The following is a 23,866-nucleotide window of genomic DNA, read 5'->3' as shown; positions in this document are numbered from 1 at the left end:
TTCAACCCGATCGTCGGCGGTGGATTGTGATCCAAGTCTCCAGGCTATCGGAAAGCCAGAGAATCACTGGACCACACTGGAAACCGCATGTCAGGGTTTGACGGACAGATGGTGAATCGATCTCATGGAGGCGTGGAGCTGTCTCCGCCCGTCACTGCGCTGATCATCGGCTCAATAGTGTTCACCATGTCGTTCCGCATGCTCAGCCAGGCGAATCCCACCGAGCGTATTCCGCAGCTCTGGGGCCGCCCCACGCATCACCCGGGCAGGGTCTACGCGACCCGCGGTTCCGCCGTCATGCTGCTGTTCCTCGCAGTCTTCGGCCTGAGCAGGTCGATGGGCTATGTCAGCGTGTTGCTGCTTGTGCTGGGATGCCTCCCGGCGTGGGCGTTGCACATCCGGCACAACCGCCGGGCAGCCCAGACTCCGCACGCTCACGCGGCAGAGCAGCCCGCGTGAGGGCCGAGCCAGCCCCACTGCTCCGTCTTCGATCGTGCCATCGGCACCTCACTCCCCGAAGGCGGCACCGACTCGGCGCTGCAGCCGAGCCCACTGCTCTGCCGGGTCCAGCTGCACAGAGAGCGTGTGCAGCTGGACCGCAGCAGGTGGGCGCACCGGTCCCGCGGCGGTGTTGTCCGCCGGCTCGCCCTCGGCGCTGACCACTTGTTGCACCATGGAGCCGGGCATCAGATTCATCATCGCCAGCGCGAGCTGGCGGGCATGGCCGGGTTCCAGCTCGAACGGTGCCACCACCACTTCGGGGTCGATGTCCACCGGACTCGTGAGCACCCGGCGCGCCACGTCGAGGCCACCGCGCACCGACTGGCCCAGGAACCAGCCCAGCAGCACGACCCAGGACCCCACTTGGCGAGGCCATCGCCGCGGCGAGATCTGCGCGGAGGGCGGCAGAAGCGCAAGACTCATGGCCGTGGCCAGCACCACCGAGACCAGCCCGTAGATCAGGTAGTCCGCGCCGGCACCGGAGAGCGCCCACCAGAGCAGTCCCAACACCGTCGCGCGCAGCACCCCGGACAGAATCCAGCTGCTCATGAGTTCCCTCCGAGAAGAAGCATCGTGGCCAGCACGACCCCGGTCAGCAGCACCACCAGGACCAGGCCGGTGGACTCCCAGCCGCCCAGACGGGCCTCTGCCCAGGAGACTCCTCGGCGTCCGCGCTGCGCGGCGGCGGACCAGCGATCGCTCCAACGCCCGGCGGCGGAGCCGGTGAATCCGTGCGCGGCATCGAGCGCCGCGCCTCCACCCGATCCGACCCGGCGCAGCAGCGACTCCTCCGCCAGCAGCAGGTCACCGGGCTGCACCACGGGCGCCTCCTGGCTGGTCAGGCGTCCCGGAAGCAGTCCGCGGCGGGCCGCGACCCAGACCATCGCCGCGAGGATGATCCCGAGCAGGATCGGCCAGGTCGCATCCCACAGGGTGCCTGGATCCCAGCTGGGCACCGCGACGCCCTCATCCTGCACCGGATCGGTGATCCACCGGGCGCCGATCACCCAGGGCACCACGATCCCGGCGGCGCAGACCCCCAGCCAGGAGAGAAGCTCGCCGTCGGCACGCCGACGCGGGTCACGGTCGGCCGAGGAGATCACGGCGGCGAATCGCAGCAGCAGCAGCGTGGACCCGGTGGCCACCAGCGGCAGCAGCTGATCCAGTCCCACCCCGAGGACCTCGATCCCGCTCACGGCCTCTTTGGACACGTATTTGCCGAACGCCCCGGAGGTCAGTGGAGCTCCCGCCACCGCCAGGCCCGCGCCGAGCATCCCGAGCAGCACCAGGATCCCGGTCCGGCCCCGGGCGTAGTGCTTGACCACCGGGACCCCCAGGAACAGCGCCCCCTTGGCGAGGCCATGGTGGACCGCATAGATGACTGCCGCCGCCGAGGTCGCGCCGCGCAGCTCCGGAACCAGCAGCCCCACCGCGACCAGCGCGGTGATGAACCCCATCTGCGAGATGGTCGAATAGGCCAGGATCACCTTCGGATCGTGCTGCACGACCCCGACCAGGACGGCAGCGAAGGCACCGATCAGCGCCAAGGTCAGCAGCACAGCTCCTGCGGTCTCACCCTCGGGCAGGAAGCGCAGCCAGCCGATCAGTCCGGCCTTGACCATCGCCCCGGAGAGCACCGCCGAGGCTGCCGGCGGAGCGGCCGGATGGGCCAGCGGAAGCCAGACATGCAGCGGAACGGTGCCGGCCTTGACCCCGAACCCGAAGAACAACAGACCCTGGATCAGGCCGGTGTGCGCGGTGCCTGCCGCGGCGGGGGCGTCGGTGAGCAGGAAGCCGCCGCCGGAGGCCACCAGGATCAGCGCGGCCAGGATCGCGGTCTCGGAGAGCACCGACATCACCAGGTAGACCCGGGTGGCGCGCCGAGCGGCCGGAGTCCGGTAATGGATCACCAGGCCGGCCGCGGAGAAGCTCATCAGCGCGAAGCCCAGATAGAAGCTGGCGGCGTCGGCGGCGAGATAGGTGCCGATGTTGCCGGTGAAGCTGAGCAGCAGGAACGCTGAGAGTGCGCTCGAGCCGCGCTCGGCGTCGCGCAGCTTGATCCAGCTGATCGCCAGCAGCGCGGCCCCGTAGAGCAGCGCGGCGATCAGCAGCAGGGGTCTGGCATAGAGGTCCACGGCGAAGTGCGCGCCGAACAGCATCCACGGCACCTCCAGGGCTGCCGTGGCGGAACCGGGGTTCCCCAGCAGTGCCAGCAGCACGGCGGGGACCACGGCCAACGGGGCGAACAGGGTCAGCCGGCGTCGAATCGTGAACTTCGTGAGCGGACGCAGCAGCCCGGCCAGGCCGAGCGCCAAGACGAGCGCCAGCGGGGTCAGCAGCGAGAGCGCGATCAGCATCAGCCCAGCACCCCCTCGGCGATGAACCGGGCGACCTGCAGCGGGGCGAAGGCCAGGGATGCCGCGATCCCGACGAACAGGGTGAGCCCGGCGGTGATCAGCGCCGGGACCAGCAGGCTCTTGGGCTCGCGCACACGCAGAGGGTCAGCGGCGTCGGAGGCGGCGTCGCCGCTGGCCAGCGTCTCCGGGTCCACGTCCTCAGGGTCGGCGAACCACAGCGCGTAGACCACGGGCAGGAAGTAGGCGGCGTTGAGCAGTGAGGATCCCACCAGCACCCACAGCACCCAGGGGTGCTCCGAGGCGAGCGCGCCGGTGCCCAGCTGCCATTTGGAGATGAACCCGGCAGTCGGGGGGAGCCCGATCATGCCGAAGGCGCCCACCGTGAACGCCGCCGAGGTCAGCGGCATCCGCCGGCCCGCCCCGCGGAGCTGACTCACCGTATGGGCACGGATCACCTCGGCGAAGAGTCCCGCACAGAAGAACAGCGTCACCTTCATGATCCCCTGGTGCACCAGGTGCACGATGCCGCCGGTGGTGGCGAGCACGTTGACCATCGCCACCCCAAGCACCACGTAGCTGACCTGGGAGATCGTGGAATACGCGAGTCGCTTCTTGATCTCCTGCTGGCGCAGCGCCTGGTACGAGCCGTAGAGGATGGTGAAGGCCGCGAGGACCAGCAGCGGAGTCAGCACCCCCAGCTCGGCTGCGGCCTCGACCCCGAAGACGTCGTGGAGCACCCGCACGATCCCGAACACTCCGGCTTTGACCACCGCGACGGCGTGCAGCAGCGCCGAGACCGGGGCCGGGGCCACCATGGCCAGGGGCAGCCAGCCATGCAGCGGAAACAGCGCAGCCTTGACCCCGAGCCCGCCCACCAGCAGCACGAAGATCAGCAGCGCCGGGACCGGGTTCGACGCGACCAGCTCCGTGACACCCTCGGCGCCGCCCTCGGCGAAGTCCACCGGGCCCACGTACATGCTCAGCCAGACCACGCCGATGAGCACCGCGAGTCCGCCGCCCAGGGCGTAGCGCAGGTAGATCCGGGCCGCCCGCAGCGAAGCCGGGGTGCCCCAGTGCGCCACCAGTGGATAGGTCACCACGGTGAGCAGCTCATAGAACACCAGGAACGTGATCAGGTTCCCGGAGAAGGAGATGCCCACGGTGGCGGTGACGCAGAGGCTGAAGAACCCGAAGAACCTGCTCTTGTTCTTCGATCCGCGCAGATATCCCAGCGCGTAGATGGTGGTCAGCAGCCACAGCAGCGAAGAGAGCCCGGCGAAGAACAGGGCCAGCGGATCCACCCGCAGCACCAGATCGATGCCCGGAAGGAAGGGGGCGGAGAACTCGGGCCGGGCGCCGTCGGCCACCACGGCCGGGACCAGGGCGATGATCAGCAGCACCTTGGTCGCCGCGGCGGTGAGGTTGATTCCGGCGCGCAGCTTCACGCTGTTCTCAGGCAGTGGGAAGATCGCGACGGCGGCGGTCAGCGACAGCAGCACCATCACCAGCGGGATCGCGGGGAGGAGCTCTCCGGGAATCTGTTCCAGCCAGGTCACCACGGGGCGCCCACCTCCAGGACTCCGGTGAGCCAGACGCCGAGGAAGCCGGTGAGCACGGTGAGCAGGCCGAGCAAGAACGGTGCCAGCTGTGCCTTCCCGGTCAGGGTCCTGTCTGAAGCGCCGGGATGGTTCTGTGCCTGCGGCAGGGTCAGCGCGGTCTGGTCGTCTTCGCTCATCACCAGCAGTGGGGCCACGGCCTTGAGCAGGTAGGCGGCGCTGAACAGCGTCCCGGCCACCAGCACGACCAGGATCCAGTAGTGCCCAGCGGCGACGGCGGAGGTGGCCAGCAGCCACTTCCCGGAGAAGCCCAGCGACAGCGGCAGCCCGATCAGGCCCACGGCACTGAGACCCATGCTCATCACCAGCATCGGGTGTGCTCGGCCGGCGCCGCGCAGCTCCGTGATCTCGTCGGTGCTGTAGAGGTCCTTCAGATGCCCGGCGGAGAGGAACAGGCTGGCCTTGGCCAACCCATGGCCCAGCGCGAGTGCCACGGTCCCACTCAGCGCACCCGCCAGCACGGCGCCCTCCTCCAGGGTGGTGCCGGGCTGGCCCTCCAACGCGCTGGTCTCCGGGTCCAGCAGCAGCGGCAGCAGCAGGAACCAGTACCCGACCTGGGCCACGGTGGAATAGGCGATCAACGGCTTGAGCCGGCTCTGCCGCAGCGCCATCACCGAGCCCAGCAGGATCGCGGCGGTGCCCATCCCGGCGAGCACCCAGGCCAGGATCTCCAGCTCCGGCAGCGGACCGGCGACCCACAGCCAGGCGCGCAGCAGCACGAACAGCGCGGCCTTGATGACCAGCGCGGAGAGCAGCGGGGAGACCGCGCTGGGGGCCGAGGAGTGCGCCGGAATCAGCCATCCGTGCAGCGGCACCAGCGCGACCTTCAGCGCGAGCCCGAGGCTGATCAGGCACAGCGCCAGCACGACGGCGGCGAGGTCGGCGTCGCCCTGCGCGGCGAGCTGGGTGATGGCCTCACCTGAGTCGATGATGTCCAGGGTCCCGGTCACCGAGTAGATCAGCGCGACCCCGATCAGGAACAGCAGCGAGCCCAGCACCGCGATGAAGAGGTAGCGCAGCGCCGCGGCCCAGGCCTCGCGGCCGCCCAGGGCCACCAGGGCCACGGCGGTGAGCCCCACGAGCTCCAGGCCGACATAGGTGTTGAACAGGTCCCCTGAGACGAAGACCGCGTTGAGCCCGGACCAGCAGCCCAGCCACAGCGGCCAGAACCCGGCGTGGCCGGTCCTCCAGGCTGCGGGGGCGTCCTCGGTCAGGGCTGCCCGGTGGTCTCCGTCGGTCACCGTCGCGGGCTCAACGGTCTGAGCGACCAGCCGTTTGCCGGTGGCGGCGGGACGGGCGGCGGCGTAGCAGCTGACCACGGCGCCGACGATCGCGGTCATCGCCAGGAACAGCGCCGAGAGCCCGTCGGCGCGCAGCGTGATCCCCAGTGGAGACTCGAAGCCGCCCAGGGCGAGCTCCAGCGTCTCCCCGGAGGTGACCCGGACCAGGATCGGGGCGCTCAGGCCGAGCACCGCCGCAGAGGTGAGAACGCCCAAGACCCGGCGGGCTGCCGAGCCCAGCAGCACGCTCAGCGCGCTGGCCAGCAGCGGAATCAGCACCACGGCACCCAGGCAGAACAGGGTCAGACTCATCGGGGCGTTCACTGCTCGGCCTCCGGGTCCTGCGCGGGCCCGCCTGACTCGGGGTCATCTCGGCGCCCGGTGACCGGGAAGCCTTCGATCCGGCGGATCAGCACCGCACCCAGCCCGGTGAAGGCCACCGTGATCACCAGCCCGGTGATCACCAGCGCCGAGAGCACCGGGTCGATCCCGGGCCCGGAGCCGGCGGGGTCGGCGGATTCCGCGGAGCGCGCGGCTAGGGCGAGGATGATCATCAGCGACCCGATCCCGGTGACGTTGAGCGCGATCAGCCGGGCGACCAGATCCCGGGTGAGCAGCATCCGCACCATTCCTATCACGGCCACCGCGGTGCCCAGGAGCAGATACCACTGCACCTGGGTCAGCTCGACCCCGAGGAGGCCAGCCTCGACGAGCGCACCCAGGGCCCCGGTGGAAGAAGCGAGCATCATGCGCTGACCTCGCGCTGCACCGGATTCTCCAGGCACAGGTAGATGGCGTAGAGCCCGGCCGCGATCCCCAGGGTCAGCAGGACCTCGATGCCCAGCAGCACCGGGAAGGAGAAGGGTGCGCTCAGATGCGCCAGGGCGGCGAGGATGAAGGCGACGACGCCGGCCACCAGCACCGGGCGCAGCCAGCGCAGCGTGAGCTTCTCCAGCGGCACATGGGCGCTGCGCAGCAGGATCAGGACCGCGCAGAGCACGGCTCCGGACTGGAATGCGCCGCCGGAGTCGGTGCTGCCGGCGAAGAGCAGCCACAGCCCGGCCAGGAACAGCGCCGGGGCGAACACCCGGATCAACCAGTGCAGACTCGCTGGGATCGAGGGCTGTGTCCCCAGCGCGGCGGAGAGCCCGGCGCGAGGCCCGACATCCTCGCGTCCCAGGGCGAGCACCGCAACGGCGGTGAGCATCAGCACCGCAGATTCGAGCAAGGTGTCATAGAACCTGAAGACCAGCAGCACCCCGGTGATCTCATGCTCCACACCCGTGCGGTCCATGGCGGCGGTCACTGCGGCATCCCAGGCGGGCAGCGACTGTTCGGCGCGCAGCCAGACGGCCGCGGTGATCAGGATCAGGGTGACGGCGCTGAGCGTGCCCACCGCCGGTCGAAGCCATGGCCACCGCGGGGCGGTGCCGGCATCGGGGGAGGGCTGGGCGGGGGAGCGGACGGAGACCCAGACCAGGAGTGCGGCGAGGATTCCGCCACCGATCCCGGCCTCCGCCAGTGCCACATCCACGCTGCCCAGCCGCAGCCAGGCCAGCGTGGTCAGCACGCCCAGGCCGAGCAGGCCCATGGACTGCGCCAGACGGGAATGGGGAAGCACCGTGCACAGCACCGAGGCGAGCAGCCCCACGCCGAGGACCAGGTCGGCCGCGGGCACCCCGCCGGTCACGAGGGAGTCTCCGGGGAGTCTGGGGATTCTCGAGTCGGTCGCGTCCGCGGGTCGTCCTGGCGCTCGCGGGAAGGCTCGGCGGCGTCCAGTCCGCCCAGCACATGCGCCGAGATCGATGCCGCGGCCAGGGCCAGCACCCAGGCCAGCGCCAACACCGCGGCGCCGGTCCAGCTGCCCAACAGCAGCGCGACCCCGGCGAGCACCAGGCCGAGGCCCAGATTGTCGGCCTTGGTGAGGGCATGCAGTCGGCTGCGCAGATCGGGGAAGCGGATCAGCCCCAGAGTGCCCACCGTGAAGAAGAAGGCGCCGGCGAGGATCAGCGTCAGCGCAAGCAGCGCGGGCAGCTGGCTCATGCCGCCGCCTCCGCGCCGGGCGGTGGGATGCGCCGGGGCAGTCCGGCGCGCACCGCGGCCGCGACGGCAGCCGTACCGGTGAGCACCAGCGCCACGTCCAGGTACCGGGAGCCGTCCTCGGAGAGGGCGGCGAGCACCGCGGCCAGGGCGGCACCGGTGGTGCCGGTGAGCAGGACCACCAGCAGCCAGTTCCCCGCCAGGCCGCGGCGGGCGAACACGCTCAGAGCCAGGACGTAGTTGGCGAGCAGCACTGCGAAGACGCCCAGCAGCACCACGTCGATCATCACCGCTCCTCATATGTCAGGAATGTGTCCGGGGTCGGGGGTGCGGCACCGGCCGTGCCGATCGTAGACCAGCCGGGCAGACCAGCCGCGCCGACCAGCCGCGCCGACCGCACCAGCCGAGCCGACCCCACCAGCCTAGCGATCTGATTCCGGCGGCCAGGACATACACTGTGCCTCTGTGACCTGTCTCTCAATTGGGGCGGGTTCATGTGGAGTTCACGTGCTGTCATCCTTGACTTCAGTGGTGTGGCTAACATGAGGGCAGTAAAGACTGGAAGGAAGCTGGATGAGCTCTGCTGTGCAGACTGAGCAGGAACGGACGCGTGTTCGCGCGCACCGAAGACGGCAATCGAAGAACTGGTCCCTGTTCCTGCTCTTCGCCGGGCCGAACATCCTGCTGATCCTCGCGTTCATCTATTACCCGCTGTTCTCCAACATGTACTACTCCACCCTGGACTGGCGGCTGGGCTCCTCCAGCGCCACCCAGATCGGGCTGGAGAACTATGCCGCCTTCTTCACCTCCGACTCCGGACTGGAGGTCTGGCGGGTCACGGCCATCTTCACCGCCGGAGCGGTGCTGGGATCCATGATCCTGGGGCTGTTGATCGCGCTGGTGCTGAACAAGAAGATCCCCGGCAAGACCGCGGCCCGCACCGCCGTGTTCTCTCCCTATGTGCTCTCCGGGGTCGGGGTGGCGATGGTCTGGAACTTCATCTTCGACCCCACCCGCGGTGGCCTCTCCCACATCCTGGGATTCTTCGGGGTCAGCTCCCCGGAGTGGTACCTCAACGAGGACTGGTCGCTGTTCATGGTGATCATCGTCTATGTGTGGAAGAACCTGGGCTACTGCGCCGTGGTCTTCCTGGCCGGACTGCAGTCCATCCCGAAGGACCTGATCGAGGCGGCGACCATCGACCGGGCCGGCCCGATCCGCCGGTTCGTCTCGGTCACGCTGCCGCTGCTGACCCCCACGGTGTTCTTCCTGCTGGTCACCAACATCCTGTTCTCGATGACCAACGCCTTCGACATCCTGCGCACCATGACCCCGACCGGTCACGGCACCAACACCATCATCTTTGAGATCTACCTGCAGTCCTTCGGCGCCTATCAGCGAGCCGGATACTCCGCGGCCATCGCCGTGGTGCTCTTCTTCACCCTGTTCTTCATCACCGCTGTCCAGCTGCGCTTCGTCGAGCGGAAGGTGCACTACTCATGAGCCTGACCCGATCGCGAACCCCCAAAGATGATGCGCAGCGCCGCGGCATCGCCCCCGAGGACAAGAAGAAGCTGACCAAGGCCGAGCGCAAGCAGATGCGCCGGGGCAGCTGGCTGGACGCGTTCAGCCGGCAGAACCTCGCCGACACCATCCTCACCGGATACCTGCCGATCTTCGTGGCGCTGATCGTGATCGTGCTGCCGCTGGCCTGGATGGTCTCCTCCAGCTTCAAGCCGCCGACCGAGATCGTCACGCTGAACCCGACGCTGCTGCCGCAGGACCCCACCCTGGACAACTTCGGCAATGTGGTGGATCGAGTGCCGCTGCTGACCATGTTCGGCAACAGCATCTACGTCACAGTGGTGGGCTCCAGCATCAAGGTCCTGCTGGCCGTGACCACCGCCTACGCGCTGGTCTTCATCAAGGTGCCCGGACGCAACTTCATCTTCCTGGGCATCCTGGTGGCCCTGATGGTCCCGCCCGAGGTCTCGATGCTGCCGAACTACCTCACCATCACCGGCCTCGGCGGCCGCGACACCCTCTGGGGGATCATCCTGCCGGGGCTGGGGACCGCCTTCGGCACGTTCCTGCTGCGTCAGCACTTCATGGCCCTGCCCAAGGAGATGTTTGAGGCCGCCGAGCTCGACGGCGCCGGACACTTCCGCAAGCTCTTCCAGATCGCGGCGCCGGTCTCCATCCCGGCCATCGCCACCGTCGGGCTGGTCACCGTGGTCAACGAGTGGAACAGCTTCCTGTGGCCGCTGGTCATCACCGGCAGCGCCGAGAAGATGACCCTGCCGGTGGGCCTGAACCTGCTGCAGTCGGTGGAGACCCAGGCGGGCAGCTACGGGATCCTGATGGCCGGCGCGGTGATCGTGATCGCCCCGATGCTCATCATCTTCGCCGCGCTGCAGAAGTACATCGTCGCCGGACTGACCCAGGGCTCCGTGAAATGACCCCATTCGAACTGCTCTGCGCCCTCGCTCGGCCGCGCGCCACCTAGACCTCCCTGTCACAGATCCGAATCATTCACCGCACCACAAGGAGCACCTGATGAAAAAGCTGAACAGCAGGACGACGACGGGCGTGGCCGCCCTGAGCATCGCCGTACTCGCGCTGAGCGCCTGCGGCCCGGACACCTCCGGCGAGGAACAGGAGGCCGGAGAGGGCGTGGACTGGACCGAGGTGGAACCGGCAGAGGAGATCGTCTTCTGGTCCAACCACCCCGGTGGGTCGGTGGATCAGGAGGAGGAGCTGATCGCCGCCTTCGAGGAGGAATCAGGGATCTCGGTCACCCTGGAGAACTCCGGCGCCACCTATGAGGAGACCTCCCAGGGGTTCCAGACCTCTCAAGGCACCGGGGCCACCCCCGACGTCGTCGTGCTCTCCGACGCGACCTGGTTCCCCAACTACCTCAATGACTCGCTGCTGGCGGTCGATGAGGTGCTGGAGGCTGCTGAGGTCGACACCGATGGCTATGTGGAGGCCCTCTACGAGGACTACGTCTACGAGGACGCCCACTACGGCGTGCCATATGCCCGGTCCACCCCGATCTTCTACTACAACGCCGACCACTACGAAGAGGCCGGCATCGACGCTCCCCCCGAGACCTGGGAAGAGGTCGGCGAGGTCTCCCAGCAGTTGATGGAGGCCGAGACTGCGAGCTCCGCGTTCTCCTTCCCGCCCCAGGAGGAGTACCCCGCCTGGTGGATGCAGAACCTGATCTGGGGCTATGGCGGATCCTGGTCTGACGAGTGGGACTTCTCCCCGGTCGCCTCCGAGCAGACCGTGGAAGCCATCGAGTTCGCGCAGGACGCCACCGGTGACTGGGCCTCGGTCTCCTCCGGGGACCCTGCCGATGACTTCGGCTCCGGCGCCACCAGCCAGATCGTGCAGTCCACCGGCTCGCTCGGCGGCATCCTGGACACCGCCGACTTCGAGGTCGGCGTGGCCTTCCTCCCCGGCGGTCCCGAGGCTGAGGGCGAGACCCCCACCGGCGGTGCAGGTCTGATGATCTCGGCCGACTCCGAGCCCGAGGAGCAGCTGGCCGCAGCGATGTTCATCGGCTTCATGACCAACACCGAGAACACTGCGATGTTCTCCGAGGCCACCGGGTACATGCCGGTCCAGCAGGACGCGGACATGTCCGCCGTCTACGAGGAGACCCCGCAGTTCCAGGTCGCCGTCGAGCAGCTGGAGCGCGCCCGCTCGCAGGACAACGCCCGGGTCTTCCTGCCCGGTGGTGACCTGGAGCTTTCCCAGGCGCTGCAGGGCATCCTGACCAACGATGTCGATGTGGCCGAAGAGATGGAGTCCGTACAGTCCTCACTGGAGGAGCTCTACGAGCGGGATCTGGCCTCTGAGCTGGAGTAATCACCGCAGCACCTGCCTCACACAGCACCGCCGCCCGACCCGCCGGGTCGGGCGGCGGCTCTGTGTGGTGGCTCTGTGTGATGGCGGTCTCTGTGGATTCGTTAGAGTCAGACCATGAGCGAACAGACCCCACACCAGAACACCAGCTTCTCCCTCAACAGTGCCGGCACCGGTGACCGGACCGGGGATCAGGCCAGTGATCAGACCGGTCACGGCTACCTGGCGCTGCCCGAGAGCGGCTCCGGGCCCGGGGTGATCGTGATCCAGGAGTGGTGGGGACTCACCGACCACATCAAGGAGGTCACCGACCGGCTCGCCGGAGCCGGCTTCGTCGCCCTGGCCCCGGACCTCTACGGCGGCTCGATCACCCACGACGGGGACGAGGCCGGAGAGATGATGTCGAAGCTTCCCGCCGAGGAGGGCGCCCGGCTGCTCGCCGGCGCCACCGATCACCTGCTGGGGCTGGATGCGGTCACCTCGGCCACGGTCGGGACCATTGGCTTCTGCATGGGCGGCGGGTTCGTGCTGGCCATGGCCGCTCAGCAGGGCGAGAAGGTCTCCGCCGCCGTGCCGTTCTACGGAGTTGGTCAAGGTGTCCCGGAGAGCTGCGCCGGGATCACCGCAGCCGTCCAGGGCCACTACGCGGAACACGACGAGAGCTACCCGGTGGAGCGCGCCCGCGAGCAGGAGGAACAGATCCGCGCCGAGTCCGGCGCGGAGGTCACCTACTTCTACTACGACGCCGGCCACGCCTTCCACAACGACACCAATGCTGTGGGCACCTACGATCCAGGCCTGGCGCGGCTCGCCTGGGACCGCGCAGTGGAGTTCCTCGGGGAGAAGGTGGCCTGATTCACTGCTGGGAGCGCCTCCAGTTTGTTCCGACCTTCTGCATATGCAACCGGGTGCGGTCAGCGCGGAAGAAGTCGTGGGCATACTCCACCGGGGTGTCACGTTTGTCGTAGGTGATCCGGTGGATCTCCAACAGCCCTGCTCCCTCGGCGATCTCCAAGACCGCTGACTGTTCTGCGGTCGCCGTCGTCGCCTCCACGGTCTCTTCGGCTCGGTCCACGACGAGCCCATGGTCCCGAGTCAGCAGTGCATAGAGGGATCCGGTGAGATCAGCGGCCAGCAGTCTGGGGAATCGGCGTGCCGGCAGCACCGAGGTGTCCAATGACCAGGTGGCGGCCCCGGCCCGGCGCACCCGCACGAGGCGCAGGACCGGGGCCGTCCCGGGCAGCTGCAGCGCACGCTGTTCCTCGGCGAAGGGCTGCGAGAGTTCGGCCCGGAGGACCTGGGTCTCGACGGTGAGCCCCTGGTGGCGGACCATGTCGGGGACTCCCTGAACCGTGTTCAGGTGACGTTGGATCTTACCGTCGTCGGCGAATACTCCGCCGGACTGGCCTATGGCCCGCCGGACCTGATGCTCGGTTTCAAGCTGGTCCAGCGCCCGGCGCAGGGCGCTGCGCGGCACCTGGAGCTGCTCCGCGAGGCCGCGCTCGGTGCCCAGGCGCTCGCCGGGACGGAATCGACCGTCTCGCAGAAGCCTGAGCAGCTGGAGATAGACCACCTCTGTGGGTGCCGGGATCTGGGGGGATCGGCTCATCAGCTCAGTTCGACAGACACGGGCGTACTCAGCTCAGAGCCTTCAGCGAGACGTCCAGCGCCTCCGAGGCCCAGTCGATGTCGGTGTGGGTGAATGGCAGCGGGGGGCGCAGCTTCAGCACATTGCCGTGCGGTCCGGCCACCGAGGTCAGGACGCCGCGCTGGCGCAGCTCCTCAAGCAGGTTGAGCGCGAGCTCGCGATCCGGTTCCTTGGTCGAGCGGTCCTTGACCAGCTCGAAGCCGATGAAGAGTCCTGCACCCCGAACATCTCCTACCGAGTCGTGGGCGTCGCCGAGCTGGGCGAACCGTGTGAGCGCCGCAGCTCCGAGCTCCTTGGCGTGTTCCTGCAGTCCCTCCGCGCGGATCACGTCCAGGACGGCCTGGGCGGCCGCCATGGACACAGGATTACCCCCGAAGGTGTTGAAATAGGGCACGGTGTCGCTGAAGGACGCCAGGACATCGGCCTTGGCGAACAGACCCGAGACGGGGATCCCGTTTCCCATGGGCTTGCCGGTGGTGATGATGTCTGGCGTCACTCCATGCGCTGCGAAACCCCAGAACTGGTCCCCGGTGCGAGCAAAGCCTGGTTGGACCTCGTCAGCGATGAACACCCCACCGGCGGAGTGGACCGCGTCGACAGCCTCCTTGAGGTAGCTGCCCGGCAGGACCCCGTCGGAGGAGAAGATCGAGTCGGCGATGAAGCCGGCGAACCTCACCCCCTTGGATTCCATATCGGCGATCGCGGCGCGGATCCTCTCCGCGAACCACGCGCCGATCTCCGCCACTCCGGTGCGGTACCTGTCCGGGGCCGGGAGCAGCCAGACGTGTTCGCCGATGGGCTGCCCGCTGCCCAGGGCGGGGGAGACCGACGAGCTGAGCTCAGAGTTGCCGTGATAGGCCTCGGTGGTCGCGATCAGTCCGGTGCCACCGGTATGAGCCTTGGCGACTCGCAGTGCCAGGTCGTTGGCCTCTGAGCCGGTGCACATGTACATGGCCTTGAAGTCCCCGGCGTCCAGGTACTGCGGCAGCGTGGCCAGGAGGTCATCGGTGTAGTCGAGGATCCGCTCATGCAGGTACCGGGTATGGGTGTTCAATCGCAGCATCTGGGAGTGGACGGCCTGGGCCACAGCAGGATGGGCGTGCCCGATCGACGCGACATTGTTGTACATGTCCAGGTACTTCTGCCCCTCAGCGTCCCAGAGGTACTGGCCCTCACCGCGGACCAGATGGACTGGCTTGCGGTAGAAGAGACGGTAGGAACCACCCAGGACGTCGTCCCGCCGCTCGGTGAGTCTGCGTGTCTGCGGATCCAGATCCGCGGCGTGCTCAGCGCGGAAGCTGTTGTTGTCCATGATCGTGGAACGCAGGGCCATGAGAGTCCTTCAAGGTTGAGACCGATACGGGAGGCACCCAGCCCTCCGATTCGTCGTGGTGCCTCCATCGTCTCAGCCCCTCCCGGCACCGACCGCGTCGGCAGGTTTCGAGGGCGTTAAAGAAACCCCGGCGTTGGTGAATGGTTCGTTACGCGCAGCCGGCTGCATGAAAGGCCTGTTAAACCTCTCCCGCAATCCGGCTTTCGCAGTGCTTCTTCAGGTGACGGCGTGGCACAGTGAGGGAGGCACCCAGCCCTCCTCGCCCGCATTCGAGGAGAATCCCTTGCAGAACAACACCACCATCAAATCCCCCGTCGCGATCGAGGCTCCCACCGCACCGGCGGTGCCCGTCGCGAACCAGGCAGTCGCCGTCGAGCCGTTCACCACCTTTGCCACGCTGAGCCGAGGTGAGCCAGCCCCGCAGTGGCTGAGCCATGAGGTCACCAGTGCCTGGGGCCTCGACCCGAGCCGGACCGAGCTCGTTTTGATCGCGGTCTCTGAGAATGCGACCTTCCGAGTCGATGTCGACGCCCGCCCGCATGCTGTGCTGCGGGTCCATCGACCCGGGTACGTGGATCCCGCCCAGATCCGGTCCGAGCTGCAGTGGGTGCGGTCCCTGGGCGAAGACGTGGACATCAGAGTCCCTGAGGTGGTCCCACGGGCCGACGGCGCGCTGCTGCACACTTTCAGCCGGGATTCTGCCGATGGCGCCCCGGCGGGGGAGGCCCCGTGGCATATGGTGGCGTTCGCCTTCGTACAGGGCGCGGTGCTCGAGGACATCGTCGGTGTCCTGCCCGATCCGTCCTCCTACTATCGACGCATCGGCCGAGCCACCGCGGAGTTCCACGGCCACGCGGAGAACTGGCAGCCGCCCTCGGGATTCGACCGCTTCCAGTGGAGGATCCAGGACATGATCGGGCGGTCCAGCCGCTGGGGTGACTGGCGGGGCGCCCCGATGCAGACCCAGCAGCATCAGATCCTTCACGCGGCAGAGGCGGCAGCCGTGAAGCAGGTGCAGCTCAGTGCCCCCACGCGCCAGGGGTGGGGTCTGATTCACGCGGACCTGCGGCCTTCGAACATCATGATGCACAACGACCGGCTCACCGTGATCGACTTCGACGACTGCGGCTACGGCTGGTTCCTCTACGACTTCGCCTCGGCGCTGTCCTTCATCGAACACGAGCCCTACGCCGGGCGGATCGCACGTGAATGGATCATCGGATACCGAAGCGTCCGTGAGCTCACCGCAGAGGATGTCCGCTTCGCCTGCGCGCTGAGCATGCTTCGCCGGCTGACGATGCTGGGCTGGACCACCACGCATCGCCGTGACGCCCTGCCTCCCGAGATCTGGGATGCACAGCTGCCGGGTGCCGTGGAGGTGGCGCAGCGCTACCTCGAGTCCCCCACCTGGCTGCTGGACTGACCCGAGCCGGCGCAGTCAGCCGGTGAAGGCTTCGATGATCTCTGGTATCTCCCGCAGATGCCGGCGGAGCACCTCGATGGCTCGGTCGGCGTCGTGGTCCTGCAAGGCTGCAAGCAGCTCGCGGTGCTCCTGCTCGATCAGCTCCAGGCGCTCAGTGGCCTCTACCAGGGTGCGCACTGACAGGCGGGTATGCCGGGGACCCAGGGACTCATACATCTCCGCGAGCACCGAATTGCCCTGATGGCGGACCAGGTTCAGGTGCAGCATCTGGTCCATCTGGGCGAAGCTGCGCCACTGTTCCTGGCGCCCCGCCTCCTCCATGTCGTCAAGTAGCTGGGCCATGCCCGGCGGCGGACCCTTGCGGCGGCGACAGATCTTCGCGATCGCGTCGGACTCGACGACGAACCGAGCCTGATAGATCTCGCGCAGTTCACGCGAGCTCATCACTCGCACCTGGGCGCCCCGGCGGGGCACGAGGTCGACGTACTTCTCGGCCTGGAGCCGATGCAGGGCCTCTCGGACCGGAGTTCTCGAGGTGCCGACCTCGCGGGCGAGCGTCACCTCATCGAGGAACTGCCCCTCGGCGACGTCGCCGGACAGGATGGCAGAGGCGATCCAGGCATATGCCCGATCCCGGGCACTCGGCAACGTTTTTGAGGAATCTGTGTCGTTTCTCTTGTGTGGTGGCACACACTCAGTCTAACGTAGTTCCACATGTTGCACTCTCTTTGTATACAAGAAACACACAAGAAACATGCACGTGGTGTATTAGAGCTTCAGGTCCACGAGAAACTCACTGCGGAAGGAACCGGATGAATCGACACACACAGGAGGCTGGGCTTCACGGGGTCTGGCTCTCCGAACCATCAGCCTCCACGGTGGAGGTGGCCGCGATGGCCGGATATGACACGGTTGTGCTCGACGTCGAGCACGGCTCCTTTGATCTCACGGCACTCAACTGGCTCCTCCCCTTTATTCGGGCCAAGGGCATGGAGGTGATCGTCAAGGTCCTGGGCCCTCAGCGTGAAGCCATTCAGCAGGCCCTCGATCTGGGAGCCAATGCTGTGGCCATTCCGCATGTGGAGTCCGTGGCACATGCCGAGCAGGTCTGCGGCTACGCCAAGTTCCCACCACTGGGTGATCGCTCCTTCGCCGGAGGCAGAGTCTCCAGCTACCGAGGCTTCGATGACGCCTGGGTCGCCGAGCAGGACGTCCGCACCCGGTGCTATCCCATGATCGAAGACGCCTCAGCCTTCGCGGACATCGAGCAGATCCTGACGCTGGACTCGGTGGACGGGATCTTCATCGGGCCCTCGGACCTCTCGCTGCGGCGCGATCGCGGTGCCTACACCGCCGGCGAAGGCGACTTAGCCGACATCGCATACCTGGCGGATGCCGCGAACGCGGCGGGCAAGCCGTGGATCCTCCCCGCCTGGAGCCCGGCAGAACAACAGCTGGCAGCAGAGAAGAACGCGCACCTGATCATCGCCACCATGCAGTACGGTGCCCTGCTGGCGGGACTCTCCGGCGCCAGCTCGGCGCTGCACGAGATCCAGGCCCAGGCCGGAAAGTGAGCACCATGTTGAAGACAGCCATCGCCCAGTTCACCCCTGGTGCGGACAAGGATGCGAACCTCGCCTCAATGGAGACGATGATCCGCCGAGCCGCCGACCAGGGCGCTGAACTGATCGTCCTTCCCGAGTACGCGATCTTCACCGTTCCCACGATGGACGACCGATTCGTCGACAGCGCGGAGTCACTTGACGGACCGGCAGTCACACGGCTCCGGGAGGTTTCTCGGCAGCTGAGGGTCACTCTGGTCGCCGGGATCAATGAGAGCGCCCAGGACGGCCGGATCTACAACACTCTGGTGGGCCTCCAGGAGGGTGAGATCGCCGCGGTCTATCGCAAGACCCACCTGTACGACGCCTTCGGCTATAAGGAGTCTGACCGGGTGCTCGCCGGTGCGCTGGAGGCTCCTCAGCTGATGTCCGTGGGCGGATTCACCGTGGGCATGCAGACCTGCTATGACCTGCGCTTCCCGGAGGTGACCAGGACCCTGGTGGACGCTGGGGCCGACGTTCTGGCGCTGCCCGCAGAATGGGTCCCCGGCCCGCTCAAGGAGTTCCATTGGAACACCTTGATCCGGGCTCGCGCGATCGAGAACACCATCTACGTGTTGGCTGCGGATCAGGCCGCGCCCACTGGTGCTGGAAACAGCGCCATCCTCGACCCGATGGGCAACACGCTCGCAGGCGTCGGGGAGTCCGAAGGTCTCGCGCTGGCGGAGCTCTCGCACCAGCGCCTGGAAGCTGTCCGTCTGTCCAATCCCGCACTGTCACTGCGCCGCTATCGCGTCGCACCGATGAATGGATGAGTCACATGAATATCACTCGCAATGGCACACGTCCCACCTCCAGCGTCCTATGGCGCAGCGCCGCGATCGGCGCGGTCGGCGTTCTGGGGCTCTCCGCCTGTGGCGGAGGTGATGGGGGTGGGGAGACCTCGACGGACGAGACCTTCACGCTGACCTACACGACCTACTCCAACGACACCTCCGATCAGTCGATCACGGTGCAGCGTTGGGCCGAAGAGGTTGAGGAGCTCACCGAAGGCGGCGTCACGGTCGACTTCCACTACTCCGAGAGCCTTGTGGGGGCGGAGGAGTCCCTTCAGGCCACTATCGATGGTCGCGCGGACATGGCTCAGGTCGGTTCGCTCTACGCCGCCTCGGATCTGCCGATGTACACCATCTCCGAGCTGCCCTTCGAGACCGACAATCCCGAGGCCCAGATGGTCGCCCTGGATCAGCTCTACCAGGAGAACGACGCCTACCGCGGGGACTTCGAGCAGCAGGGCGTCCAGCAGCTCTTCCCGCTGCCGATCGGCATCGCCGTGGTGGGACTCAACGAGGCAGCAGAGGCCCCCGATGACCTTGCGGGCCTGAGCATCCGCTCCGGCGGAGTGGTCTCTGAAGCCATGATCAGTGTGGGGGCGAATCCGGTAAGCATGACCGCCACGGATGTGTATGAGTCCATGGAACGAGGCGTCATCGACGGCTATACCTCTCTGGGCATCGCGAATCTCTCGACCTTCGGGCTTTCGGAGAGCACCTCACATGTCTTGGAGCCGGGGATCGGCTCGTACGCCTCCTCGGTCGTGGTGGTCAATGCCGAGCTGGTCGAATCCATGCCCGAGGCGTATCAGGAGGCACTGCGTACCGCGAGCGAGAACGCAGTGGGCTACGGGTTGGATGAACTCGACACTCTGGGCAACCAGGCCTGCGAGGAGCTGCAGAACTCCGGCACCGAGTTCTCCAGCTTCACTCAGGAAGACGTGACGGCGTGGCAGGACGAGGCCGGCATCGCCGAGGCCTGGGTATCTGATCAGGGCGGGGACGCAGAATCCGTGCTCGAGGACTACCGCCAGTTCATCGACGAGACCACGGAGAGTTCCGACTACTCGGATCCGCTGGTCGCCTGCATGGGCGAGTGACGTAGTCGATGAGCGCCTCACTGCCACGCCCAGCTCGCTGGGTGGCCTCTGCCTTCAGTGTCATCGCCGGTCTCTGCCTGCTGGCTCTCGTGCTGCTGACCGTCGCTGACGTCGTCAGCCGTAACGTCCAGGGTCGTTCCATCCTGGGCACAGTGGAGATCTCCACGGTGCTGTTGGTGGCCGTTGCCTTCCTGGGGCTCGGCGCTGCCGAGATCACAGGCAAGCACGTGTCAGTGAGCCTCATCGAAGCGCGACTTCCGCGCCTGGGCCGGCTGGTGTTCTCGGTGCTGCGCATTCTGCTGCTGGCGGCCGTCGGCTCGCTGCTGATCCTGGGGCTGACCGAGGTGTACCTCGGCGCGGTGCAGCGAGGGGAGACCACCAATGGTGTTCTTGGCCTTGTTACCGCGCCGTGGAAGTTGATCTTGGTGATCTCTTTCCTCGTGTTCTTCGTCCTCGCCCTCTGGCGAGAAGTTCACCAGTTCCTCGTGCTGCGTGGAGCCCGTTCCGTGAGTGGAGTGACGGCATGACAGCCGAAACGATCGTGGCACTGATCACCGTCCTGATCGTCTTCCTCGGCATGCTGGCGATCCGCCTCCACGTGGGGCTTTCCCTGATGATCGCCGGCGCGCTGGGCATCGTGATGCTGCTCAGCACCGATGCGGCGCTCAGCACGGTGGCGAATCAGCCATACTCCACCGCGGCCAGCTACACATTGACCGTGATTCCGCTGTTCATCCTGATGGGAGTCTTCGCGGTCAACGCGAGGCTCGCTGAGGCTGGGTTTGACGCGGCCTCCCGGGCGCTGGTGAAGGTCCCCGGCGGACCTGCCCTGGCATCCTTGACCGGGTCGGGGTTCTTCGCGGCCGTGACCGGGTCGAGCGTGGCCACTGTAGCGACGATGGCACGGGTCTCCACAGACGCGATCCTTAAGGCCGGATACGGGATCCGTCTTGCCGCAGGTGTGGTGTGCGCCGGCGGCACCCTGGGCGTGTTGATTCCACCGTCGATCATTCTGGTGCTCTACGCGGTGGTCACTGGTGTCAGCATCGGACCGATGCTACTGGCAGGCATCGGGCCGGGTCTGTTGACGATCCTGGCCTACGCGCTCACCATCGTGGTGCTCGTGCTCGTCGGTCGTCGCAAACAGGCCCCGACCCAGGCGTCCGTCTCAGCCTCGTCTGCTCCGGCCCCCGACCTCGGCAGCGACCCTGCCGAGGTCGGGGACTCGGGTGCTGCTGAAGTCCCGGCTTCCCCGGCAGCACGCCAGGAGAAGCCGCGGTTCGACGTCATGGGGCTCCTGTTCCTCGCGGTCATCTTCCTGGTCTCGATCGGCACCATCTATATGGGCGTCGCCACGCCCACCGAAGCGGCATCCTTCGGCGCCATGGCTGCCCTGCTGATCCTGCTGATCCGGACGCGGCCGCCCAGGTGGCTGAGTGTGATCCGAGAGTCACTCACCGAAGCAGTGGGGCTGACCGCGATGACCTTCCTGCTGATGGTAGGCGCAGGTGTCTTCACCTACTTCTTGGCCTTCTCCGGTGTCAGTCGTGCACTGGTGGACACTGTGGTGGACGCGGACATGTCACCCTACGTGGTCCTGATCTGCTGCTTGCTGCTCCTGCTGCCGCTCGGCATGTTCCTGGACGGGGTGTCGATGATCCTTATCGCAGCACCCTTGCTGCACCCCATCCTCAGCGCCTACGGCTTCGAGGAGATCTGGATCGGCATCCTGGTGGTCAAGGTGGCGGAGATGGCGCTGATCACTCCGCCGGTGGGGATGAACGCCTTCGTATACTCGGGCTCGGTGCCGGAGGCGGGACTGGGCAGGATCTTCCGTGGCATCGCCCCGTTCATCATCGCTGACGTGGTCGTGGTCGCAGTGCTGATCATGGTGCCGGAGATCGTGACCTTCCTGCCGGAGTATTCGGCTGCCAAATGATCGGCAGCTGAGTCCTCACCAGGAGCTCCTGACTCGGTCAGACCCGCGCAGCGCTTCCATCGCTGCGCGGGTCGAACCCTGCCTCGACGGAGCCGTCCGCGGCGATGCTGATCGCCTGAGCGTGCCCCATGATCTCCGAGAGTTCGCTGAGCACCTGCACGGAATGCCCCGCAGATCTGAGACGATCCGCAACGTCTTCGGGCATGGGCTCGAGCTGGACGGTGTCAGGATCATCCTCCAGGGAGAAACGCCCGTCGAGCATTCGGGGGGCACTGATCGCATCCTGCGGGGTGTCTCCTCGCAGCAGGTTCTGCAGCACCTGGAAGATGAACTGCGGCTGCCCATCGGCGCCCATGGAGCTCAGCACAAATCGCGGGACGCCATCCCGGAGGGCCAAAAGACACATGAGGGTGTGCATGGTGCGCTTCCCCGGCTCCAGCGAGTTGATACGACCGGGTTCGAGGGAGAAGTAGTGACCGCGATTGTGCAGCAGCACACCCGTGTCCGCGGGCATGAACAGCGAACCGAAGCCGTAGTAGATGCTCTGAATGACCGCGCAGGCATTGCCCTGCTCATCGCGGGTCACGAGCCCGACGGTGTCCCCCTGAGGCGGGTAGTCCGTCATCGCGAGTGCCGGCGTCTGCGGAACCTCTCCGGCCAACGCCGCATCGACGAATGCGAGAGTGTCAGGATGGAAGAGCGGATCGCCCAGGTATCGATCACGGAACTCGAAGGACTGGCGCTTTGCGCTGATGAACCTCTCGAAGTACTGCGCGTCGCGTGGGTCCGCGGCGTTGCCCGCAAGTCGCCGGAACTTCTCGAGCATGAGAAGTGCAGTGACGCCTTGGCTGTTCGGCGGAGGGACGAAGAGCTCATGACCATCGATCCAGGATGAGAGGGGCTCCACCCACTCCGGTGCATAGGCGTCCAGGTCTTCTGCGCGAAGTGGGCCGCCTTCAGCGGCGATCGAAGCACCAATGGCGGCGGCAAGGTCTCCGCGGTAGAAGGATGCACCTGCGTCGGCGGCGATGGAGCGAAGCGTGCGTGAGAGGTCGGGATTGCGCAGCGTGTCACCTTCCCGGAGCCATACGCCCCGAGGCTTCAGGATCGCGTGGAGCGGGGTTCCCTCGACGATCTCAGGTGCAGTCTTCTCGATCCACCGGGCGACTCCCGCCGAGACCGCGACGCCGGACTCGGCGACCTGTGCCGGGCGCTCCAGAGCGGCGGCAAGTCCATGGGCGCCGAATCTGTCGAGGGCCGCGGACCATCCGGCGACAGTGCCAGGAACCGTCACAGATCCAGGGCCTCGAGTCGGCACCGATTCGAGGCCCTGTTCCCGGTAGAACTCGGGAGTCGCCAGTGCTGGTGCCGGGCCGGTGGCATTGAGGCAGTGGACTGATCCCGTCGAGGCCTCGAAATAAAGCATGAACATGTCGCCACCGACCCCGCACATGTGAGGGTAGGCGACTGAGAGCATCGCGTTGGTGGCCACTGCGGCGTCCATGGCGGTGCCTCCGGCTGCCAGAGATGCCCGCCCTGCCTCGGTGGCCAGTGAATGGGGGGAAGAAACCGCAGCGTGGTGGCGCTCAGACATTCTGATCCTCCAGTGTCTTGCTGGCTTCGTGAATCATCTCTTCGACGAAGCTGACGTGATCGAGCATGGCCTGGCGCGCCTCTTCGGGCTTCTGATCCCGGATCGCCTCGAAGATTCGGCGGTGGTCCGCGATCGCGGACTCCGCAGCGATCACTGGTTCGAAGGACATCTCGCGACTCTCGTGAGTGATGTCCGAGAGCGTGGTGACCAGTTCGACGAGGGTGTGGTTATGCGTGGCGCGGGCAATGGAGACATGAAAGGCCTCGTCGAAGTCGATGACGCGTCCGTGGTTCTCGTGACAGCGCTGCATCGAGTCGATCCAGTGCTGGAGTTCCAACACGTCCTCCTGGGTGCGACGCTGCGCTGCCAGTGCGGCAGTGGAGGGTTCGACGATCCGGCGCACCTCGATGGGGTCAGAGGTCATCAGCTCGTCGACGGAGGCCCGCGTAGAGAAGGCCACGAGCTGGGCTCGAGCTCGACCGGTCTGCCCGAAGCGCTCGCGCTTGCGGACCGTGACGACCCCGAGGCCCTCCAGGAACGTGAGCGCCTCGCGCAGGACATTGCGGCCCACTTCGAACTGTTCTGTCAGTTCGCGCTCTGTCGGCAGCTTCAGTTCAGAGGATCCAGAAGAGGCGATGACCTTGACGAGCTGTTCGGCCACCAGGCGTGGGAGGGCCTGAGACTGGGCCGGCGTGATGCGGAAGTCCTGCGTTTCTGTCATGTAAATACTCCTTGTCGTCTCCGTAAAACCGCTGGGAATCGATTGT

Annotated in this window: 24 protein-coding genes; 11 read left to right on the top strand and 13 right to left on the bottom strand. The window is 66.8% G+C overall.

Features of this window, described 5'->3' with window-relative positions:
* The first annotated feature begins 132 nt into the window (after window positions 1-132).
* Window positions 133-459, top strand: coding sequence for a hypothetical protein (locus EV640_RS02975; protein WP_133725758.1), 327 nt, complete (start codon window positions 133-135; stop codon window positions 457-459).
* 48 nt (window positions 460-507) lie between these two features.
* Here EV640_RS02975 and EV640_RS02970 read toward each other — a convergent pair whose 3' ends face one another.
* From EV640_RS02970 to EV640_RS13540, 8 genes are read right to left on the bottom strand one after another with little or no spacing between them, the layout of a single operon-like run.
* On the bottom strand, window positions 508-1,050 hold the full coding sequence (locus tag EV640_RS02970; RefSeq protein ID WP_051501197.1) for a Na+/H+ antiporter subunit E: 543 nt from the start codon (window positions 1,048-1,050) through the stop codon (window positions 508-510).
* The gene (locus EV640_RS02965; RefSeq protein ID WP_133725757.1) at window positions 1,047-2,858 is read right to left on the bottom strand and encodes a complex I subunit 5 family protein; all 1,812 of its coding nucleotides are present in this window, start codon (window positions 2,856-2,858) and stop codon (window positions 1,047-1,049) included. Before EV640_RS02965 ends, EV640_RS02970 begins: the two co-directional genes overlap by 4 nt.
* A complete protein-coding gene (locus EV640_RS02960; protein ID WP_235181039.1) occupies window positions 2,858-4,417 on the bottom strand; it encodes a complex I subunit 5 family protein in 1,560 nt (519 codons plus the stop codon). Before EV640_RS02960 ends, EV640_RS02965 begins: the two co-directional genes overlap by 1 nt.
* Entirely contained in the window at window positions 4,411-6,066 is a 1,656-nt protein-coding gene (locus tag EV640_RS02955) for a complex I subunit 5 family protein (RefSeq protein ID WP_133725756.1), read from the bottom strand. Before EV640_RS02955 ends, EV640_RS02960 begins: the two co-directional genes overlap by 7 nt.
* An 8-nt stretch (window positions 6,067-6,074) precedes the next feature.
* Window positions 6,075-6,503 (bottom strand): NADH-quinone oxidoreductase subunit K, encoded by a 429-nt coding sequence (locus tag EV640_RS02950; protein ID WP_243832200.1) that lies wholly within the window; start codon window positions 6,501-6,503, stop codon window positions 6,075-6,077.
* Window positions 6,500-7,444 (bottom strand): hydrogenase subunit MbhD domain-containing protein, encoded by a 945-nt coding sequence (locus EV640_RS02945; protein WP_166645855.1) that lies wholly within the window; start codon window positions 7,442-7,444, stop codon window positions 6,500-6,502. Before EV640_RS02945 ends, EV640_RS02950 begins: the two co-directional genes overlap by 4 nt.
* Window positions 7,441-7,797 carry a monovalent cation/H(+) antiporter subunit G gene (locus EV640_RS13545; RefSeq protein WP_166645854.1) on the bottom strand — a complete coding sequence of 119 codons (357 nt, stop codon included), beginning with the start codon at window positions 7,795-7,797 and terminating at the stop codon, window positions 7,441-7,443. The genes EV640_RS02945 and EV640_RS13545 overlap by 4 nt, the downstream gene beginning before the upstream one ends.
* The gene (locus EV640_RS13540) at window positions 7,794-8,081 is read right to left on the bottom strand and encodes a hypothetical protein (RefSeq protein ID WP_051501196.1); all 288 of its coding nucleotides are present in this window, start codon (window positions 8,079-8,081) and stop codon (window positions 7,794-7,796) included. Before EV640_RS13540 ends, EV640_RS13545 begins: the two co-directional genes overlap by 4 nt.
* 286 nt (window positions 8,082-8,367) lie before the next feature.
* Between EV640_RS13540 and EV640_RS02940 the strand changes: the two genes are divergently transcribed.
* The 4 genes from EV640_RS02940 (at window position 8,368) to EV640_RS02925 (ending at window position 12,522) form a co-directional block, all read left to right on the top strand.
* Complete coding sequence (locus EV640_RS02940; RefSeq protein WP_133725754.1) at window positions 8,368-9,297, top strand: carbohydrate ABC transporter permease; 930 nt, start codon at window positions 8,368-8,370, stop codon at window positions 9,295-9,297.
* A 95-nt stretch (window positions 9,298-9,392) separates the two neighbouring features.
* The gene (locus tag EV640_RS02935) at window positions 9,393-10,253 is read left to right on the top strand and encodes a carbohydrate ABC transporter permease (RefSeq protein WP_208292178.1); all 861 of its coding nucleotides are present in this window, start codon (window positions 9,393-9,395) and stop codon (window positions 10,251-10,253) included.
* Window positions 10,254-10,350: 97 nt separating this feature from the next.
* On the top strand, window positions 10,351-11,670 hold the full coding sequence (locus EV640_RS02930) for an ABC transporter substrate-binding protein (protein WP_036475692.1): 1,320 nt from the start codon (window positions 10,351-10,353) through the stop codon (window positions 11,668-11,670).
* 114 nt (window positions 11,671-11,784) lie between these two features.
* Window positions 11,785-12,522: a dienelactone hydrolase family protein gene (locus EV640_RS02925; protein ID WP_133725752.1), complete on the top strand. Its 738-nt coding sequence runs from the start codon at window positions 11,785-11,787 to the stop codon at window positions 12,520-12,522.
* A 1-nt stretch (window position 12,523) separates the two neighbouring features.
* On the opposite strand, the gene EV640_RS02920 is transcribed toward EV640_RS02925, so the two are convergent.
* Together EV640_RS02920 and EV640_RS02915 are read right to left on the bottom strand one after the other, a co-directional pair.
* Window positions 12,524-13,276 (bottom strand): GntR family transcriptional regulator, encoded by a 753-nt coding sequence (locus tag EV640_RS02920; RefSeq protein WP_133725751.1) that lies wholly within the window; start codon window positions 13,274-13,276, stop codon window positions 12,524-12,526.
* A gap of 28 nt (window positions 13,277-13,304) precedes the next feature.
* Window positions 13,305-14,648, bottom strand: a complete 1,344-nt coding sequence (locus tag EV640_RS02915) for an aspartate aminotransferase family protein (RefSeq protein WP_133725750.1) — start codon at window positions 14,646-14,648, stop codon at window positions 13,305-13,307.
* Between the two features lie 283 nt (window positions 14,649-14,931).
* On the opposite strand from EV640_RS02915, the gene EV640_RS02910 reads away from it, so the two are divergent.
* Window positions 14,932-16,071, top strand: coding sequence for a phosphotransferase enzyme family protein (locus EV640_RS02910; RefSeq protein WP_166645853.1), 1,140 nt, complete (start codon window positions 14,932-14,934; stop codon window positions 16,069-16,071).
* A 15-nt stretch (window positions 16,072-16,086) separates the two neighbouring features.
* Here EV640_RS02910 and EV640_RS02905 read toward each other — a convergent pair whose 3' ends face one another.
* Window positions 16,087-16,719, bottom strand: coding sequence for a GntR family transcriptional regulator (locus EV640_RS02905; RefSeq protein WP_208292165.1), 633 nt, complete (start codon window positions 16,717-16,719; stop codon window positions 16,087-16,089).
* 164 nt (window positions 16,720-16,883) lie between these two features.
* Between EV640_RS02905 and EV640_RS02900 the strand changes: the two genes are divergently transcribed.
* Genes EV640_RS02900 through EV640_RS02880 form a run of 5 tightly spaced genes read left to right on the top strand, consistent with a single transcriptional unit; the run spans window position 16,884 to window position 21,505 of the window.
* On the top strand, window positions 16,884-17,645 hold the full coding sequence (locus EV640_RS02900) for an HpcH/HpaI aldolase family protein (protein WP_133725747.1): 762 nt from the start codon (window positions 16,884-16,886) through the stop codon (window positions 17,643-17,645).
* Between the two features lie 5 nt (window positions 17,646-17,650).
* Entirely contained in the window at window positions 17,651-18,448 is a 798-nt protein-coding gene (locus tag EV640_RS02895) for a carbon-nitrogen hydrolase family protein (protein ID WP_133725746.1), read from the top strand.
* A 5-nt stretch (window positions 18,449-18,453) separates the two neighbouring features.
* Window positions 18,454-19,566 carry a TRAP transporter substrate-binding protein DctP gene (gene dctP, locus EV640_RS02890; RefSeq protein ID WP_133725745.1) on the top strand — a complete coding sequence of 371 codons (1,113 nt, stop codon included), beginning with the start codon at window positions 18,454-18,456 and terminating at the stop codon, window positions 19,564-19,566.
* A 41-nt stretch (window positions 19,567-19,607) separates the two neighbouring features.
* Window positions 19,608-20,093, top strand: a complete 486-nt coding sequence (locus EV640_RS02885; protein ID WP_208292164.1) for a TRAP transporter small permease subunit — start codon at window positions 19,608-19,610, stop codon at window positions 20,091-20,093.
* Window positions 20,090-21,505, top strand: coding sequence for a TRAP transporter large permease (locus EV640_RS02880; protein ID WP_133725743.1), 1,416 nt, complete (start codon window positions 20,090-20,092; stop codon window positions 21,503-21,505). Before EV640_RS02885 ends, EV640_RS02880 begins: the two co-directional genes overlap by 4 nt.
* Window positions 21,506-21,542: 37 nt before the next feature.
* Here EV640_RS02880 and EV640_RS02875 read toward each other — a convergent pair whose 3' ends face one another.
* The gene (locus EV640_RS02875; RefSeq protein WP_133725742.1) at window positions 21,543-23,099 is read right to left on the bottom strand and encodes a gamma-glutamyltransferase family protein; all 1,557 of its coding nucleotides are present in this window, start codon (window positions 23,097-23,099) and stop codon (window positions 21,543-21,545) included.
* Window positions 23,092-23,820 carry a FadR/GntR family transcriptional regulator gene (locus tag EV640_RS02870; protein ID WP_133725741.1) on the bottom strand — a complete coding sequence of 243 codons (729 nt, stop codon included), beginning with the start codon at window positions 23,818-23,820 and terminating at the stop codon, window positions 23,092-23,094. Before EV640_RS02870 ends, EV640_RS02875 begins: the two co-directional genes overlap by 8 nt.
* Between the last annotated feature and the right edge of the window lie 46 nt (window positions 23,821-23,866).

The sequence above is a fragment of the Nesterenkonia aurantiaca genome (assembly GCF_004364585.1).
Taxonomy (GTDB): domain Bacteria; phylum Actinomycetota; class Actinomycetes; order Actinomycetales; family Micrococcaceae; genus Nesterenkonia; species Nesterenkonia aurantiaca.
This window is presented reverse-complemented; position numbering and strand designations above follow the sequence as displayed.